Raw genomic sequence first — 15,615 nt, 5'->3', positions numbered from 1 at the left:
GCCGCCCATCGTGCCGCTCGGCTCAGGACAGTCCGAGCGCGGGGACGACCACCGCGTCGATGTATCTGTGGCTGTACTCCGGGTCGGGGTCGACGCCTTCGATGATGGCGCGGGTCAGCGCTCCCCCGAACAGCATGTGCGGCACGAAGTCACGCGCCGGGTTGTTCGCGTCCAGCTCGCCGCGGTCCACCGCGCGCTGCACCAGTTCGGCGAAGCTGGCCAGCTCCGGTTCGATCAGCAGCTCGCGCAGGGCGCGGAAAAGCTCGATGTTCTGGAACGCCGCGTGCGACAGTCCTCGCATCAGTTCCTGGTCGCGCTTGACCTCGCCCTCGTCGTGCAGCCGCACGAGTTCGTGGAGGTCGCCCGCAAGGGAACCGGTGTCGATATCCGCGAGGGATACCGGTTTGCACTGCCGAAGCGCGGTCGCGACCAGTTCCGGCTTGCCCTTCCACTGGCGGTAGAGGGTGGCCTTGCTGGAGCGGGTACGGGCCGCGACGGCGTCCATGGTCAGCGCCTCGTAGCCGACCTCGCGCAACAGGTCGACCACAGCCTCGTACAACTCCTGCTCACGTTCGGGAGTCAAGCGGCTGCGCCGCGTAGAGGCGCCGGCTTCCGGCGACATGCCCTCTCCTCCCTGCGTGGTCGGTCGCGCCGATCATACGGACTCGCCGCACGGAACGAACGCGCTTCGAAACGATGTCGTACACCTAAGAGGGTAGACGGCCCGCAATCGAAACGCCACCGTTTCGATCGTGGGCCGTATCACGTCCCCTCCAGGCAACCGTCAAGCCCCCATCAGGCTGTTTCTTCGCGCAATGCCGACACATGAGCGCGCCATGCACGCATTCCGGTCGTTCACACCCCGTCGTCGACTCGTGCCCGACCGTCACGCCGGCAACGCGATCGTGTGCCCGGTGTGCTCGACCTTCGCACGCAGATACCTGACGTTGGAGACCGAGACGTGGGCAGCGGTCGGGATCTGCTCGACGATCTCGACACCCAGGGTTGCGAGCTGCCGCGCCTTGTCGGGATTGTTGCTCAGCAGCCTGATGCCCCCGACCTCCAAGGCCGCGAGCATCTGCGCGGCAGCGGAGTAGTCACGTTCGTCCTCGGCCCGCCCGAGCGCGAGGTTCGCCTCATAGGTGTCGAGGCCGCCATCCTGCAGGGCATAGGCATCGAGCTTCGCGTAGAGCCCGATACCGCGCCCTTCCTGCCGCAGGTAGAGCAAGTAGCCGCCAGTAGCGGCGATCCGCTCCACCGACTCCCTCAACTGCGGCCCGCAGTCACAGCGCTCCGAGCCGAACACGTCTCCCGTCATGCACTCCGAGTGCGGACGCACCACGGGCACCTCGGCAGTGCGGTAATCACCCAAGCCCAGCGCGAGATGCTCCTTGCCGTCGACCAGACCGGTGAAGGTGTACACATCGGCGCCCGTCCCCCACCCGTCCGAGAACCGCAGCGGAATCCGCACCTTGGTACGGATGGTGGCGGCGGCCACTGCCGCGCCAGCGTTGACCGTCATCGCCACTCCCTCGCAAGATCTTGAACTCTCAAGCTCCCGCCTGGCGCCGAATATTTCCCCCGCCCGACGTGGCTCGGGTCACACCGCGAAGCCGCCACCGTCTGGGGCCATGCCGCCACCGGTTCACCGCGGTCGGTAGACGGCCACCGCGAAGGAAGCCGTCGTCTCGACGGCTTCACCCATGGCCGCGATACGGCCGGCCAGTTCCTCAGGCCGCACGTGGTGGGCCGAAGGACCCATGGAGACGAGGTCGTGTGCTTCCTGGGCGGTCAGGCTCAGGCGGTACTCCAGTTCCTGCGCGCCGCCACCCTCGAACGTGAAGTGGGCGTCGAGCGTACGCGCGAGACGGTCCTCCTTCGACGCGTCGACCTCCAGCAGACCCGCCGCGCCGCGGAGTTCGGCCAGGTGCCGAGACGTCGGGGTGACCACCACCAGCGCGCCCTCCGGACGCAGAACACGCCGGAACTCGGAACCGTTACGCGGCGCGAAGACATTGAGCACCACATCCGCCGCCCCGGAGCGCACCGGAAGCTCACGCCACACGTCCCACACGGCGGCCGCCGCCCGCGGGTGTGCACGAGCAGCCCGCCGCAACGCGAACTTGGAAGCGTCCAGACCGAGCCCCACCGTCTCCGCGGCGGCGTCCAGAACAGCGGCGAGGTAGTAGCCGGTTCCCGCGCCCGCATCCAGGACGGTGCCGTGTGTGCCGCACCACCGGGAAGCGACGCCGGCCACGGCGCGGGCCAGCGGCGCATAGTGCCCTGCCCCGAGGAACGCTTCCCGGGCGCCGACCATCGGCCCGGTGTCCGCCGTGCCGGCGCGCATGTCTCCCGTCAGGAGGCTGACGTAGCCCTGCCGCGCGATGTCGAACGTGTGCCGCCGGCCGCACCTCAAAGCGCCCGCCGACAGATGGAGCCCACCGCCGCAAAGGGGGCAGCGCAGTACATCCAGGAGCCTGCGGCGCGGATCTCCGTCTTCGAACGCGCTCGGGGGCATGCTCTGTTCCTCGGCATCGGTCGTCATCAGTCAACGTTCCGTCGGCTGAGCCACGTGCTCGGCACGAGCCCGCGACAGCGACGGCGATACAGCCAAAACCACCGAGCCGGCTCCTGCGGGCCTCGCGAACCGACATCGGGGATTTTCCCATGCGGACCCGGTGCGGCCGTCAGGGGGCCGCCTGAGGCTCCGGACGGGGGCTCGACGGAGATCGTCCAAGGTGACTCTCGGTCGATCACCGTGCGCAAAATCGCCGATACGGTACGCGAACACGTAAGGCCGAACTCCGGAGCGTCCACGAAGCTGCGGCCCTGCGAGCCCCGCCCCGGACGTCCGTGTGGCGCGTGGACATCCTGACGACGGAGCACATCAACGCCTGCTCAACGTCTCGAAAGCCGCAAGCCGCGAGTCACGAGCGGACAAGAGCCCGTGGCCAAGCGGCGGTTCACCACGGTGCAACTGCGGTCCCGCCCCCAGGGGGTATTCCTCGCCATGCCCTGAAGAGCAGCGGTTCGGGTGTTGCTCGGCAGCCGGCGCTGGACACATCCACCACCTCGGCAGAGCCGTCAACGGGGTTGAGAGCCCGCCCGCAATAACCCGGAAACGATGAAATCCCGACCGATCGTCATGATCGGTCGGGATCTCTCCAACCACTCCCAAGTCAGCCCAAGAGCAGTTGTGTTGTTGTGGACCTGAGGGGATTCGAACCCCTGACCCCCTCGATGCGAACGAGGTGCGCTACCGGACTGCGCCACAGGCCCTTGCAACGAGGAAAACTCTAGCACCCCGCAGAGGGTGGTCGTGAACCGGTTATCGGCTGGTCCACGACGTTCACTCGTTGGCGGCGCGCGGGCGGTCGGGATCGGCGTACTGGTCGAACAGCGGCGTCCGGGAGCTGCGCGGGCGGCGCGCCGGAGACTGCTGGGGGCGGGGCTCAGCCGTCCCCTTGGACTGCTGGCCTTCGCGGCGCTCATGGGGCTCCCGGGCAGCCGCGGCGTCGCCAGGCGTCGTACCGGAACGGGCCGAACTCCAGGTGCCGGGAGCACCGAGGTCGACACCCTCCGACGTACGGGGAGCGACAGGAGCTGTCACGTAGGTCGGCAACGGCACCGGAACGGGCGCCCAACCGTCCTCACCGGACTGCTGGGCGCGCTGCTGGTCGACCCACTCGGCGTGGTCGGTCTGCTCCACCAGGGCGCGGCGGTCGGCGGAACGGGGCGAGGGCGCCGGGGCGGGCGCCGGCGGCGGAGCCGGACGGGCCGCTTTGGGCGCGGGCACGGGGCGCTCATCGCTTTCGAGGCCGCGGTCCGTCACCTGGGCGGCAGGTCGCGGTGCCCTGAGGCGTCGCGCAGCCTCGGCAGCCCGCCGCTGGTCGAGGCGCACCTCGTAGCGGCGGCGCTCCTGGCGGCGCATCTGGCCGATGTAGACGGTCAGCAGGACCGCCGGAATCGCCGGGACCCACAGCAGCTCGACCCCGCCGACGGCAGCGGCGATGGCGCCGGCCGTGAAGGCGAGGAAGAGCGAGGTGGTGATGCGGCGGCGGCGTGCGAGCAGTTGGGCGCGCTTGTCCTTCCCGCCGCCCGGGCCGGCCACCGGGCCTGCCTGCGGTGCGGAACGGGCAACCGGGCGTCGCACCTCGGTCGCAGGCACGGCCAGCCCCCGGACGTCGACCGACACGTCCGGCTGCTCATCCGGGTCGGCGTCGTCGTCCGGTGCATCGGCGTCGGGCTCGACGTTCTCACCGCGCGCCCTGGCGACGCGCCGCTCCATCGCCGCACGCCCGGACAGCAGCCGGATGGCGGTGCTGAAGCGTTCCGTCGGACGCGCTTCGTTGAGCTCGTCCTGCCTACGGAGCCACATCGGCACCAGGTAGGCAGCCCAGGCCCCGACGATGACTGCGTAGATGAGGCCACTACTGCTCACGAGCTACACCGTAGGGGCGATCGAGACACGCCATTGGCAATTCGGCCCGGTGTGTCGCACGATCTGGCTGATAGATCGAGATTTTTGTGCGATCAGCACCCCATCGCCTTTACTTTCGAACAATAGTCTTATTTTTGGGATGTGCTCGGCCTTGCTTGCCGCCACCGGTTGAGGAGGCCGTCGGGCACCTCTTCGGCAGTGAGCGCGTAGACGAGGTGATCGCGCCATCCGCCGTCGATATGCAGATAGCGCGGACGCAGGCCCTCCTCCCGGAAGCCGAGCTTTTCGGCGACCCGGCGGCTGGGGCCGTTCTCGGGCCGGATGCACACCTCCACCCGGTGCAGTCCGACCCGCCGGAAGCAGTGGTCGACGGCAAGGGCGACGGACGTCGGCATCACACCGCGACCGGCGACCGCCTCGTCCACCCAGTAGCCGATGTGCGCCGAGCACATGGAGCCCCAGGTGATTCCGGCGACGGTCAGTTGACCCGCGAGCCGCCCCTGATAGTCGATGACGAACGGCAGCATGCGCCCCGCGTTCGCCTCACGGCGAAGGTGTCTGACCATCTGACGGTACGTGGGACGCTGCACGACCTGCCCCGGCGGTGCGGGCGGCACGGTGGCCTCCCAGGGACGCAACCAGTCGCGGTTGCGCCGGTTGACCTCACGCCATGCGCGCTGGTCGCGCATCCGGATCGGGCGGAGGGTGATGTCACCGTCCACCAACTCGGCCGGCCAGGACCCGTTCAGCTCGGTCTCCCAGTGACGGAATGCGGATCGTCGCCTGAGTGGCGATCCGGCTGCTCTTGAGGGTGATCGCCGCCGCGGATCTGGTCGACGGCATGTGCGACAAGCGGTGCGAGGACGGTGAGCCCGTCCTTCACCCCGCCGGTGGAGCCGGGAAGGTTCACCACCAGGGTGCGCCCCGCGACCCCTGCGACGCCACGGGAGAGCGCCGCGGTGGGCACTTTGCGCGTACCAGCGGCACGGATCGCCTCGGCGATGCCCGGCACCTCGTAGTCGAGCAGTGTCCGGGTGGCCTCGGGGGTGCGGTCGGTCGGCGAGAGCCCGGTGCCGCCGGTGGTGATCACCACGTCGTAACCGGCTTCCACTGCGGCGGCAAGCGCCTCACGCACGGGTTCCCCGTCGGGCACGACCCGGGGGCCCTCCGCGGCGAAACCCCACTCGGTCAGTGCCGCGACGATCAAGGGGCCGCCGCGGTCCTCGTACACGCCCGCTGCGGCGCGGTTCGACGCGGTGACGGCCAAGGCGCGCGGGCGGCCACCTGGCCGGTCGGCACCGTGTGCACTCATGACCGCCGCCAGTCACCGGACTTGCCGCCGGTCTTCTCCTCGACGCGGACATCAGTGACAACGGCGCCCTTGTCGACGGCCTTGACCATGTCGACGATGGTGAGCGCGGTGACCGTGACAGCGGTCAGCGCCTCCATCTCGACACCTGTGCGGTCGGTCGTCCTGACCGTCGCGGTGATCTCGACCGCCTGGTCGGTCACCTCCAGGTCGATCGTCACACCGGACAGCGACAGCGGGTGACACAACGGGATGAGGTCGGGGGTGCGTTTGGCGCCCATGATGCCGGCGACCCTTGCGACGGCGAGCGCATCGCCTTTCGGCAGCCCGTCGGCACGCAGGAGTTCGACAACCCGGGGCGCAACCAGGACGCGTCCCGTGGCACGCGCGGTACGTGCGGTGACGTCCTTCGCGGAGACGTCGACCATACGGGCTGCGCCTGCCTCGTCGACGTGGCTGAGGTGCTGCTGAGCGCTGCTCATCGTTCTCCTGGTGCGGTCGCTTGCGCAGACACCGTATCGGCCTGCAGCGGGGCGCGGCGCGTTGGCCCGCAAGCCAGGATGCCAGTGCTAGTCGAGGACGACCACGTCGACTTCGCTGCCCGCGGCGAACGAGGTGACCTCTTCCGGTACGACGATCAGCGCATCGGCGTACGCGAGTGCCTTGACCAAGTGGGACGCCGCACCACCCACAGGAGTGACGGTCCCGGACCGCTTGTCGTACTGCGCCCTCAGGAACTGCCGCCTACCGTCCGGCGAGTCCTCGATCGCGGTGGTGCAAGCCGCTTGTACGACCCGGCGGTGAACGTCAACCGCGCCCATGAGAGTGCGGATCACCGGTCGCGCGAACATCTCGAACGACACATAGGCGCTCACCGGGTTGCCCGGCAGCGCAAGGAGAGGAGTGCGTTCGGGGCCGATCCGGCCGAATCCCTGCGGCTTGCCCGGCTGCATGGCGAGCCTTCGGAAGTCGACGTGCCCGGCGGCATCCTCCGCGTCGTCGCCGAAAGAACCTCCCAATGACGTCAGTGCTTCCTTGACGACGTCGTAGGCGCCGACACTGACGCCACCACTGGTGACGATGACGTCGGCGCGGATGAGCTGGTCCTCGATGGTGGCGCGCAGCGTCTCGACCTCGTCGGCGACGGCCCCGACCCGGTACGCGATGGCACCGGCGGCTCTGGCGGCGGCGGTGAGCGCGAAGCTGTTGGAGTCGTGGATACGGCCCGGGGTCAACTCCTCACCCGGTTGGACCAATTCGCTGCCTGTGGAGACGATCACGACCCTGGGGCGCGGCCGGACGGTGACCGTTCCGCGGCCGATCGCCGCCAGGAGCCCGATCTGTGGTGCTCCGAGGACCGTGCCCGCCGCGAGCGCCAACTCGCCGGCTGTGACATCACTGCCGCGGGCCCGCACGAACTGACCCGCTTCCGGAGCCCTGTGCACGCGGACCTCACCGCTGGCGCCTCCTGGGTCGTCGCCGAAGGCCGTCATGGAGTCGACCGGTCCGCCGCCTGTGCCGCCGTCGGTCCACTCGACGGGGACGACGGCCTCTGCTCCCTCGGGCAGCGGGGCGCCGGTCATGATGCGGGCCGCCTGTCCCGGGCCCACAGCGGGCGGCTCACCGCTGCCCGCGGCGATGTCGCCGATCACCTCGAGCACGGCAGGGTGCTCCCGTGTCGCCGCCTTGGTGTCGGCCACTCGTACGGCGTAACCGTCCATGGAGCTGTTCGGGAACGGTGGCAGCGACGTGGGCACCGTCACGTCCTCGACCAGTACGCACCCTTGGGCGTCGAGGAGTTGCAAGTCGATCGGGTCCAGCGGTGAGAGCTGCCCCAGGATGTTGTCCAGGTGCTCCGCGACGGACCACAGACGATCGACTCCGTGACTCACTCTTGCATCTCCTCATCGACGTACGAACGCAACCAGGCCCTGAAGTCGGGGCCCAGGTCTTCACGTTCGCATGCCAGTCGGACAATCGCACGCAGATAGTCACCTCGGTCGCCGGTGTCGTAACGGCGGCCGGTGAAGACGACGCCGTGCACGGGGCCGGCAACCGTCTCCTGGTGGGCCAACTCGCGAAGGGCGTCGGTGAGCTGGATCTCGCCGCCCTGGCCGGGCTGGGTCTTCTTGAGGACCTCGAAAACACCGGGGTCGAGTACGTACCGTCCGATCACGGCGTAGTTCGACGGCGCGTGTGCGGCTTTCGGCTTCTCCACCAGGTCGGTGACACGCACCACGTCGGAGTGAGCCGTCGGCACTATGGCGGCCGACCCGTACAGGTGAATGCTGCTCGGGTCGACTTCCATGAGCGCGACGACGCTCCCGCCGTACTGCTCCTGGACGTCGATCATCCGAGGCAGCAGCGGGTCGCGCGGGTCGATGAGGTCGTCGCCGAGCAGCACCGCGAACGGCTGGTCCCCTACGTGTGGCTCCGCGCACAGCACCGCGTGCCCCAGACCCCGCGGGTCGCCCTGGCGTACGTAGTGCATGGTGGCGAGGTCGCTGGACTCACGCACCCTGGCGAGCCGGGAATCGTCGCCCTTGCGGCTGAGCGCCTCTTCGAGTTCGTAGTTGCGGTCGAAGTGGTCCTCCAGCGGCCGTTTGTTGCGCCCGGTGACCATCAGCACATCGGAGAGCTGTGCCGCGACCGCCTCCTCCACGACGTACTGGATCGCCGGCTTGTCCACCACCGGCAGCATCTCCTTGGGGGTGGCCTTGGTGGCAGGCAGGAACCTGGTGCCGAGTCCGGCCGCCGGGATGACAGCCTTGGAGATCCGGGTCCGCGTACGTGTACTCGTCATGCCGTGCACCATAGCGACGAAGAATGTGGAGAAGATGAAGAAAGAGTTGATTGCGGTTGATGGCCTTACCCAGAATTCGGTCACAGTATGACCGGCGTTCCGATGCACAAGGCCGAGTTGCGCGCACGAATCCTGGAAGCCAGGCGCGCATTGACCGCGAGTGAACGCCGGGCGGCAGGCGCGGCGCTTGCCCAGAGGGTACGGGACTGGGCACCACTGGCAAGCCCCGGGACGATCGCCGCCTACGTCTCCACCGGCGCCGAGCCCGGAACACATGATCTGATCAACGCCCTCCATGCCGATGGCACACGCGTGCTGCTCCCGGTGCTCCAGCCCGACAACGACCTCGACTGGGCCTGCTACGAGGGCCGGGACAGCCTTGCGAGGGCCTCACGGGGTCTTCTGGAGCCCACCGGAGACCTTCTGGGCCCCCAGGCCATCACCGCGGCGAACGCGGTGCTGCTGCCCGGACTCGCCGTGGACCGGCGCGGGGTGCGCCTGGGCCGCGGCGGCGGATCATACGACCGGGTGCTGCAGCGCTTGGCCGCGGCTGACGTCCACCCCGCACTCGCAGTGCTGCTGTACGCGCACGAGGTGGTCGACACGGTTCCTTTCGAGCCGCACGACCACCTCGTCGACGCTGCCATCACCCCTGAGGGTGTCTCCCGGTTCCGTCACCCCGGCAGCGCGGCTACGGCGTGAGCGCCATCTTCGCCTTGGAGGCCTTGTCCACGCGCTTGTCGGAGTAGTACCAGGGCAGCAGTTTCCCGGCCGCCCACAGACTCGTCTGGTCGGTGTAGTGGGCGTTGAAGGCGTGGCCCGAGGCTCCTGTGAGGTTGATCCACCGGGACTTGTCGAAGTCCTGGAGGTTGACGATCATCCGCATGGAGGGCACCCACTCGACGTCGTACCCGCCGGCGGCGTTCCAGCCGGTGGCGTCGACGGCGGCCTCACCGCCGCTGAGCTGCCAGGGTCCGCGGTTCAGTATCGTCTTCAGGATGCCGGGGCCGTCGGTGCCCAGTGTCTGGTTCTTCAGCTCCAGCTTGTGCAGCCGGCCCCAGCTCCAGGTGTCTATGTCCTTGCCGAGCTTGGCGGTCAGTTCGTAGCGGGCGTCCTTCATGGCCTGCTGCAGCAGCTGGTCGCGGTCGCTGCGGTGCGACGTGTCCTGGTCGACGCCGTAGAACGCGGTGGTCGACATCGTCCACCACTGGCTGTTCGGCTCCTGGAGGATGTTGCGGACCACCTCGAACCAGCGGTCGCCGCCATCGGGCTGCGCCTCGTCGGCGTCCCGCTCGCCGCACTCCTCGACTGTCTTCGGCTTGCCGTCGAGGTCGTCGACGGGCCCCGTCGCCCCGACGGGCGGCACTCTCAGGCACTGCCCCTTGGGCCGCAGCTCCTTGGGCAGCTTGTTGCCGAAGGCCAGCTTCAGGACGTTGCGCCACACCGCGTTGAAGTAGGCGGCGGCAGCCGAGTCGGAGTCCTGGTTGTAGTCCCATCCCTCGAGCAGCTTCTGTGCGTCGCGCACATAGCTGCCCTTGTCGTTCTTTATGTTGATCTTCAGCAGGTAGGGCACGAGCAGCTTGGCGATCTCGCTGCTGTCGTCGTTCTGCATGGACTGCATGTCGTCCATGGAGATCTTGCCGCCGTCCTTGATCTTGGACGCGATGAGGTCGTTGATGCGCTGACTGCGTGTGCCGTAGTCCCAGTCGTCCGTCAGCAGGTAGGGGTACTTGCTCTGGTCGATGACGGCCTGGTTCGCGGTGACGATGTAACCGCTCGGCGGGTTGTACTCGTACGGCATCGCCTTGGTCGGGATGTATCCCTTCCAGTCGTAGTGCGAGTCCCAGCCGGGCACGGGGTAGGTGCCGTCGTCACCGGAGGCGCGCACAGGGACCTTGCCCGGCGCCTGGTAGCCGATGTTGCCCTTGGTGTCGGCGTAGATGAGGTTCTGCGACGGTACGGCGAAGTCCGCGGCCGCGGCACGGAACTGGGTGAAGTTCGTCGCCCTGTCGAGCTCGAACACCGCGTCCATGGTCTTCGAGGGCTGCAGCGCGGTCCAGTTCAAAGCGACCGCATAGCCGCTGTTGACGCCGCCTGGGGGGTCCGTGACAGGCGCGGTCTCACCGACCGTACGCAGTTCGTCGCTGCGGTCGGAGATCACCGGACCGTTGTTCGTCTCCCGGACGGTGATCGTGCGCGACTTGCCGCCGGCGACCTTGATCGTCTCGCGCCGCGTCGTGAACGGCACCTGCTTGCCGTCGAACAGGTACGTCTTGGCGGTGACCTTCTCCAGGTAGAGGTCGGTCACGTCGGCACCCAGGTTGGTCATGCCCCACGCTATGTCCTGGTTGTGGCCGATGATCACACCGGGCATTCCGGAGAACGTGAAGCCGGTGACGTCGTAGGGGCACGACTTGCTCAATGTGCGGCAGTGCAGTCCCATCTGGTACCAGACGGACGGCAGCTGCGGCGCAAGGTGCGGGTCGTTCGCAAGCAGCGGTTTGCCCGTCGTCGTGTACTTGCCGGACACCACCCAGGAGTTCGAACCGATGCCGCTGCCGGTCGGGCCGAGCAACGTAGGCATCTGGTCGATGATCTGAGAAATACCGGCGAGCTGGGTGTCGACCGAGCTGCTGATGTTCTGGGGGCTGCTGGAACTCGTGGAGTCCTGCGAGTCGGCCGAATCCGCCGGGGTGTACGTCTTGGTGGTCGGGTCGACCGTCCCCGCCTCGACGATCGGCTGGTTACGGCTGTAAGGGTAATCCGGGTAGAGCTGCTTGATCTGCGCCTGGCTGAGGCGGCTCGTCATCAGGGTGCGGTCGATCTCGTCCTGCATGTTGCCGCGCAGGTCCCACGCCATGGCCTTCAACCACGCCACGGAGTCGACCGGTGTCCAGGGCTCCGGCTTGTAGTTGTTGCTCAACGACAGCGCGGCGTACTCCAGGGACAGCGAGGCGCCGCTGTGGTCCGCCAGGTAGGCGTTGACACCGTCGGTGTACGCCTGGAGGTACTCCTTGGTGGTGGCGTCGAGTTCGGTGTCGTACTCCTTCTGCGCGACACCGCGCCAGTCCAAGGTGCGCAGGAAAGCGTCGGTCTCGACCTCGCTCTTGCCGAACATCTCCGACAACCGCCCCGAGGTGAGGTGACGGCGTACGTCCATCTCGTAGAAGCGGTCCTGCGCCTGTACGTAACCCTGGGCGCGGAACAGGTCGTCGGGGGTGTCCGCGTACAGCTGCGGAATGCCGTTGGCGTCCCGGTCGACGTCGACCGGTGCGGACAGGCCCTTGAGCTTCAGGGAACCCGACGTCTGCGGGAAGGAGGCGCGCACTGTGCTGACGCTCCAGTACGACCCGTAGCCGAGGCCCGCCACGAGCAGGAGCACGACCGCAATCACGATGATGCGTAGGCGGCGGGACTTCTTCCGTGCGGGCATCGCTGTCCTTCGAGGGCAGGGTGGACCGGATGATCAAGTGCTGGTTGTGCAAGGGCAACCATAGGCGCACGGGCTGTGGCCGGGAGACCGGGCGTCCGGGTGACCATACAGCGGACCAGGGAATGTCAAGGGAGGGTAAATTATTAGGTAAGGCAACGAAGTTGAAAGGACCGGGCCCCTGACTGTCCACCACCTGAACGAGATCCTGCTGATCGGCGCCGCGGTCCTGCTGGTCGCCGTGGTCGCCGTGCGGCTGGCCTCACGAAGCGGCCTGCCGACGCTGCTCGTCTACCTCGGCATCGGCGTGATCATCGGACAGGACGGCCTGTTCGGCTTCACCTTCGACAATGTCCAGCTCACCCAAGTGCTGGGCTACGCGGCACTGGTGGTGATCCTTGCCGAGGGCGGTCTCGGCACCAAGTGGCAGGAGATCAAGCCCGCGGTCCCGGCAGCATCCGTCCTGGCCACCGTCGGATTGCTGGCGAGCGTGTTCGTCACCGCGACCGCCGCACACTACCTGGTCGGGCTGGGCTGGCGACAGGCGCTGATCGTCGGCGCCGTGGTGTCGTCGACGGATGCCGCGGCGGTGTTCTCCGTCCTGCGCAACATCTCGCTTCCCACTCGGGTGACCGGCGTCCTGGAGGCCGAGTCCGGCTTCAACGACGCCCCCGTGGTGATCCTTGTGGTGGCGTTCTCCTCAACCAGTCCCGTCGAGCACTGGTACCGGTTGCTCGGCGAGATAGCGCTGGAGCTGGCGATCGGTGCCGCCATCGGCCTCGCGGTGGGCTGGATCGGCGCGTACGGCCTCAAGCGCGTCGCCCTGCCGGCGTCCGGCCTCTACCCCATCGCCGTCATGGCCATCGCGGTCGCCGCGTACGCCGCCGGCGCCATGGTGCACGGGTCGGGCTTCCTCGCCGTCTACATCGCTTCGCTGATCCTGGGTAACTCCAAGCTGCCGCACCGCCCCGCCACGAGGGGCTTCGCCGAGGGACTCGGCTGGATCGCGCAGATCGGCCTGTTCGTCCTGCTCGGGCTTCTGGTGACACCCCACGAACTGGGTGACGACATCGTGCCCGCGATCATCATCGGGCTGTTCCTGACGCTGGTGGCGCGGCCTGCCTCGGTGGCCGTCAGCCTCCTGCCGTTCGGTGTCTCCTGGCGTGACCAGGTGCTGATGTCATGGGCCGGCCTGAGAGGCGCCGTGCCCATCGTCCTGGCGACCATCCCGATGGTCGCCGACGTCGCGGACAGCGAACGGATCTTCAACATCGTCTTCGTCCTCGTGATCATCTACACCCTGGTGCAGGGACCGACGCTGCCCTGGGTCGCCCGGCATTTGCACCTCGGCGACACCGACGGAGCCGACGCCGCCGATCTCGGCATCGAGTCCGCACCCCTTGAACGTCTGCAAGGGCACCTGTTGTCGGTCGCGATCCCTGGCGGCTCGAAGATGCACGGCGTCGAAGTCGGCGAGCTGCGGCTGCCGCAGGGCGCCGCCGTGACGCTGGTGGTGCGCGACGGCAAGAGCTTCGTTCCGCAGCCGGCGACCATATTGCGCAGGGGTGACGAGCTGCTCGTCGTAGCCACCGACCCGGTGCGCGATGCGACAGAGGACCGCCTTCGCGCCGTCGGACGCGGCGGCAAGCTGGCGGGTTGGCTGAGCGGCGGCGGGTGACCTCGAGGCGCAGGAGGACAGGTCGCGGCTACGTATGATGAGGAGGTATTTGTCGAGTACGACCCCTGCCTGACGCAGGACCGGCGCGGGGTGCCCGCGCTGAGCGGACGGTCCTCGGCGCGAGCGCCTCCTATGGTGCGCACGCGCTACCAGGCGGCAGAAAGTCCGGAACGTGGCATCCAAGGTGCCGACATCTTCGTCGTCCCCCCTGCCTTCCTCGCCTTCCCTGAAGCCCCTGGCCACAGCTGCGCGGACGACGCCCGATGCGCGGACCGCGCAGAAGGCTCGCAGCACCGGGTACCGCGGGCTGCTTCGCACTCCTGGAGCATGGGCGTTCGTCCTGCCGGGATTCGCCGCACGGCAGCCGTTCGCGATGCTGACCATCAGCATGGTGCTGCTCGTCCGGCACGCGACCGGCTCCTACGGGATGGCGGGCGCCGCAGCAGCCATCACCGGAGCCGCGAGCGCCCTGTGCGCGCCTCAGGGCGGCCGTCTCGCAGACCGCTACGGCCAGCGCGCGGTCCTGCTGCCCGGGGCCGCCCTGCACACGCTGTCCGTGCTCGCCGTGGTCGTACTCGCGGTGTCCGGGGCGCCCGCCTGGGCGCTGCTCCTTACCGCCGTGCCCGCAGGCGCCACGGTCCCGCAGATCGGGCCCATGGTGCGGTCCCGCTGGTCCGTCGCCCTGGATGACCCCGCGTCGCCCCTGATGCAGACTGCGGCGGCCTTCGAGTCCGTGACGGACGAGCTCACCTTCGTGGTGGGGCCGGTCATCGCGACCGCGCTGTGCACCTCCGTCCACCCAGCGGCCGGCCTGGTCGCCGAAGCAGGGTTGACTCTGGTCGGTGGCGCGCTCTTCGCCGCCCAGCGCCGCTCCGAGCCGCAGCCGCACCGGTCGTCGGCGGACGGCGGCGTCAAGCACGCCTCCGCGTTGTCGCTCCCTGGGGTGCAGGCGTTGGCGATCGCCTTCCTGGGTGTCGGGGCAGTGTTCGGGGGCATGCAGGTGTCGCTCGCCGCATTCACCCAGGAGATCGATCGGCCGGGTCTGAACGGTGTGCTCTACGGCGCCTTCGCGGCAGGCAACATGGTGTCCGGGGCGATCTACGGTGCCGTGTCCTGGCGCCGTACACCCCGCACTCGGCTCCTCGCCGCCTATATGGGTCTCGCGGCGGCCTGTGGCCCTCTTTGGGCCACCCACTCCCTGGCGCCGCTGAGTGTGCTGCCCTTGATCGCGGGTCTGTTCATCGCGCCCACGATCGTGACGGCGTACTCACTCGTCGACACCTTGGTGCCCCGGTCGGCGCGGACCGAGGCGTTCACGTGGCTCACCGGGGCGGTCGCTTTCGGTCAGGCGATCGCGGTGACCGTCGCAGGCCTGCTGACGGACGCACACGGTTCGTCGGCCGGCTTCGCGGTGCCACTGGTGGGCACGGTGACCGCGCTCGCGGTGCTGATCGGGCTGCGCGGGCGCCTGGCCCCTCCCCCCGCAGGAGCGAAGGCGACGGGTGGGATCGGTCACCGTCCGCCGGTCTCAGTGGACTGACGGCGGGAAATACTGCACTATTGAGCGTCGTTAGCACTCAACAAGTGAGAGTGCCAGGAGGAGCAAGTGCCGACGTACCAGTACCAGTGCACCGAGTGTGGCGAGGGCCTTGAGGCGGTGCAGAAGTTCAGCGACGACGCGCTGACCGAGTGCCCCAACTGCGGCGGACGGCTGCGCAAGGTCTTCTCGGCAGTGGGCGTGGTCTTCAAAGGCTCCGGGTTCTATCGGACCGACAGCCGCGGCTCCTCGTCGAGCAGCACCCCGGCGCCCAAGAGCAGCACCTCGGACACCAAGTCCACCGACAGCAGCAAGCCGTCCACCTCGAGCAGCACGCCTGCCTCCGGCTCCTCCTCGTCGTCGTCGAGCAGCGCGTCGGTCGCCTGACCGGCGCCCCGGCACGAGCCCGGCACTCGT

General features: G+C 68.5%; 14 protein-coding genes and 1 tRNA gene. 4 read left to right on the top strand and 11 right to left on the bottom strand.

Annotated elements, in window-relative coordinates; genetic code table 11:
* Positions 1 to 22: 22 nt before the first annotated feature.
* The 10 genes from WA788_RS02405 to galU all read right to left on the bottom strand — a co-directional run bounded on the left by WA788_RS02405 (position 23) and on the right by galU (position 8,553).
* Complete coding sequence (locus WA788_RS02405) at positions 23 to 622, bottom strand: TetR/AcrR family transcriptional regulator (RefSeq protein ID WP_335970985.1); 600 nt, start codon at positions 620 to 622, stop codon at positions 23 to 25.
* A 264-nt stretch (positions 623 to 886) separates the two neighbouring features.
* Complete coding sequence (locus WA788_RS02400; RefSeq protein WP_335970984.1) at positions 887 to 1,522, bottom strand: GTP cyclohydrolase II; 636 nt, start codon at positions 1,520 to 1,522, stop codon at positions 887 to 889.
* A gap of 123 nt (positions 1,523 to 1,645) precedes the next feature.
* Positions 1,646 to 2,518 (bottom strand): putative RNA methyltransferase, encoded by an 873-nt coding sequence (locus tag WA788_RS02395; protein WP_443033960.1) that lies wholly within the window; start codon positions 2,516 to 2,518, stop codon positions 1,646 to 1,648.
* A gap of 687 nt (positions 2,519 to 3,205) precedes the next feature.
* A tRNA-Ala gene (locus tag WA788_RS02390) sits at positions 3,206 to 3,279 on the bottom strand.
* 70 nt (positions 3,280 to 3,349) lie between these two features.
* Positions 3,350 to 4,441, bottom strand: coding sequence for a divisome protein SepX/GlpR (gene sepX, locus WA788_RS02385; protein WP_335970982.1), 1,092 nt, complete (start codon positions 4,439 to 4,441; stop codon positions 3,350 to 3,352).
* A gap of 128 nt (positions 4,442 to 4,569) precedes the next feature.
* A complete protein-coding gene (locus WA788_RS02380) occupies positions 4,570 to 5,190 on the bottom strand; it encodes a GNAT family N-acetyltransferase (protein ID WP_335971279.1) in 621 nt (206 codons plus the stop codon).
* A complete protein-coding gene (locus WA788_RS02375) occupies positions 5,187 to 5,753 on the bottom strand; it encodes a MogA/MoaB family molybdenum cofactor biosynthesis protein (protein ID WP_335970981.1) in 567 nt (188 codons plus the stop codon). The genes WA788_RS02380 and WA788_RS02375 overlap by 4 nt, the downstream gene beginning before the upstream one ends.
* The gene (gene moaC / locus WA788_RS02370; RefSeq protein ID WP_335970980.1) at positions 5,750 to 6,232 is read right to left on the bottom strand and encodes a cyclic pyranopterin monophosphate synthase MoaC; all 483 of its coding nucleotides are present in this window, start codon (positions 6,230 to 6,232) and stop codon (positions 5,750 to 5,752) included. Before moaC ends, WA788_RS02375 begins: the two co-directional genes overlap by 4 nt.
* Before the next feature lie 87 nt (positions 6,233 to 6,319).
* Positions 6,320 to 7,642, bottom strand: coding sequence for a molybdotransferase-like divisome protein Glp (glp, locus tag WA788_RS02365; protein ID WP_335970979.1), 1,323 nt, complete (start codon positions 7,640 to 7,642; stop codon positions 6,320 to 6,322).
* Positions 7,639 to 8,553, bottom strand: a complete 915-nt coding sequence (gene galU, locus WA788_RS02360; protein ID WP_335970977.1) for a UTP--glucose-1-phosphate uridylyltransferase GalU — start codon at positions 8,551 to 8,553, stop codon at positions 7,639 to 7,641. The genes glp and galU overlap by 4 nt, the downstream gene beginning before the upstream one ends.
* Positions 8,554 to 8,640: 87 nt before the next feature.
* Here galU and WA788_RS02355 point away from each other — a divergent pair, with 87 nt between their 5' ends.
* Positions 8,641 to 9,255 carry a 5-formyltetrahydrofolate cyclo-ligase gene (locus WA788_RS02355; RefSeq protein WP_335970975.1) on the top strand — a complete coding sequence of 205 codons (615 nt, stop codon included), beginning with the start codon at positions 8,641 to 8,643 and terminating at the stop codon, positions 9,253 to 9,255.
* Here the strand turns inward: WA788_RS02355 and WA788_RS02350 are convergent.
* On the bottom strand, positions 9,245 to 11,986 hold the full coding sequence (locus tag WA788_RS02350) for a penicillin acylase family protein (RefSeq protein ID WP_335970974.1): 2,742 nt from the start codon (positions 11,984 to 11,986) through the stop codon (positions 9,245 to 9,247). The genes WA788_RS02355 and WA788_RS02350 overlap by 11 nt on opposite strands.
* 178 nt (positions 11,987 to 12,164) lie before the next feature.
* Between WA788_RS02350 and WA788_RS02345 the strand changes: the two genes are divergently transcribed.
* The 3 genes from WA788_RS02345 (at position 12,165) to WA788_RS02335 (ending at position 15,585) form a co-directional block, all read left to right on the top strand.
* Entirely contained in the window at positions 12,165 to 13,661 is a 1,497-nt protein-coding gene (locus tag WA788_RS02345) for a potassium/proton antiporter (RefSeq protein WP_335971277.1), read from the top strand.
* A gap of 235 nt (positions 13,662 to 13,896) precedes the next feature.
* Positions 13,897 to 15,201 carry an MFS transporter gene (locus WA788_RS02340; RefSeq protein ID WP_443033959.1) on the top strand — a complete coding sequence of 435 codons (1,305 nt, stop codon included), beginning with the start codon at positions 13,897 to 13,899 and terminating at the stop codon, positions 15,199 to 15,201.
* A 66-nt stretch (positions 15,202 to 15,267) separates the two neighbouring features.
* Entirely contained in the window at positions 15,268 to 15,585 is a 318-nt protein-coding gene (locus WA788_RS02335) for an FmdB family zinc ribbon protein (protein WP_335970973.1), read from the top strand.
* The last annotated feature ends 30 nt before the right edge of the window (positions 15,586 to 15,615 follow it).

The sequence above is a fragment of the Streptomyces sp. CA2R106 genome, from assembly GCF_037034245.1.
In the GTDB taxonomy this organism is placed as follows: Bacteria; Actinomycetota; Actinomycetes; order Streptomycetales; family Streptomycetaceae; genus Actinacidiphila.
The sequence above is the reverse complement of the archived record's forward strand: the minus strand, read 5'-3'. Positions and strand labels throughout refer to the sequence as shown.

Coding starts and splice junctions, on each gene's coding strand:
- WA788_RS02395 (WP_443033960.1), bottom strand. CDS start 2,518: ATGCCCCCGAGCGCGTTCGAAGACGGAGATCCGCGCCGCAGGCTCCTG.
- moaC (WP_335970980.1), bottom strand. CDS start 6,232: ATGAGCAGCGCTCAGCAGCACCTCAGCCACGTCGACGAGGCAGGCGCA.
- WA788_RS02350 (WP_335970974.1), bottom strand. CDS start 11,986: ATGCCCGCACGGAAGAAGTCCCGCCGCCTACGCATCATCGTGATTGCG.
- galU (WP_335970977.1), bottom strand. CDS start 8,553: ATGACGAGTACACGTACGCGGACCCGGATCTCCAAGGCTGTCATCCCG.
- WA788_RS02400 (WP_335970984.1), bottom strand. CDS start 1,522: ATGACGGTCAACGCTGGCGCGGCAGTGGCCGCCGCCACCATCCGTACC.
- WA788_RS02355 (WP_335970975.1), top strand. CDS start 8,641: ATGACCGGCGTTCCGATGCACAAGGCCGAGTTGCGCGCACGAATCCTG.
- WA788_RS02405 (WP_335970985.1), bottom strand. CDS start 622: ATGTCGCCGGAAGCCGGCGCCTCTACGCGGCGCAGCCGCTTGACTCCC.
- WA788_RS02375 (WP_335970981.1), bottom strand. CDS start 5,753: ATGAGTGCACACGGTGCCGACCGGCCAGGTGGCCGCCCGCGCGCCTTG.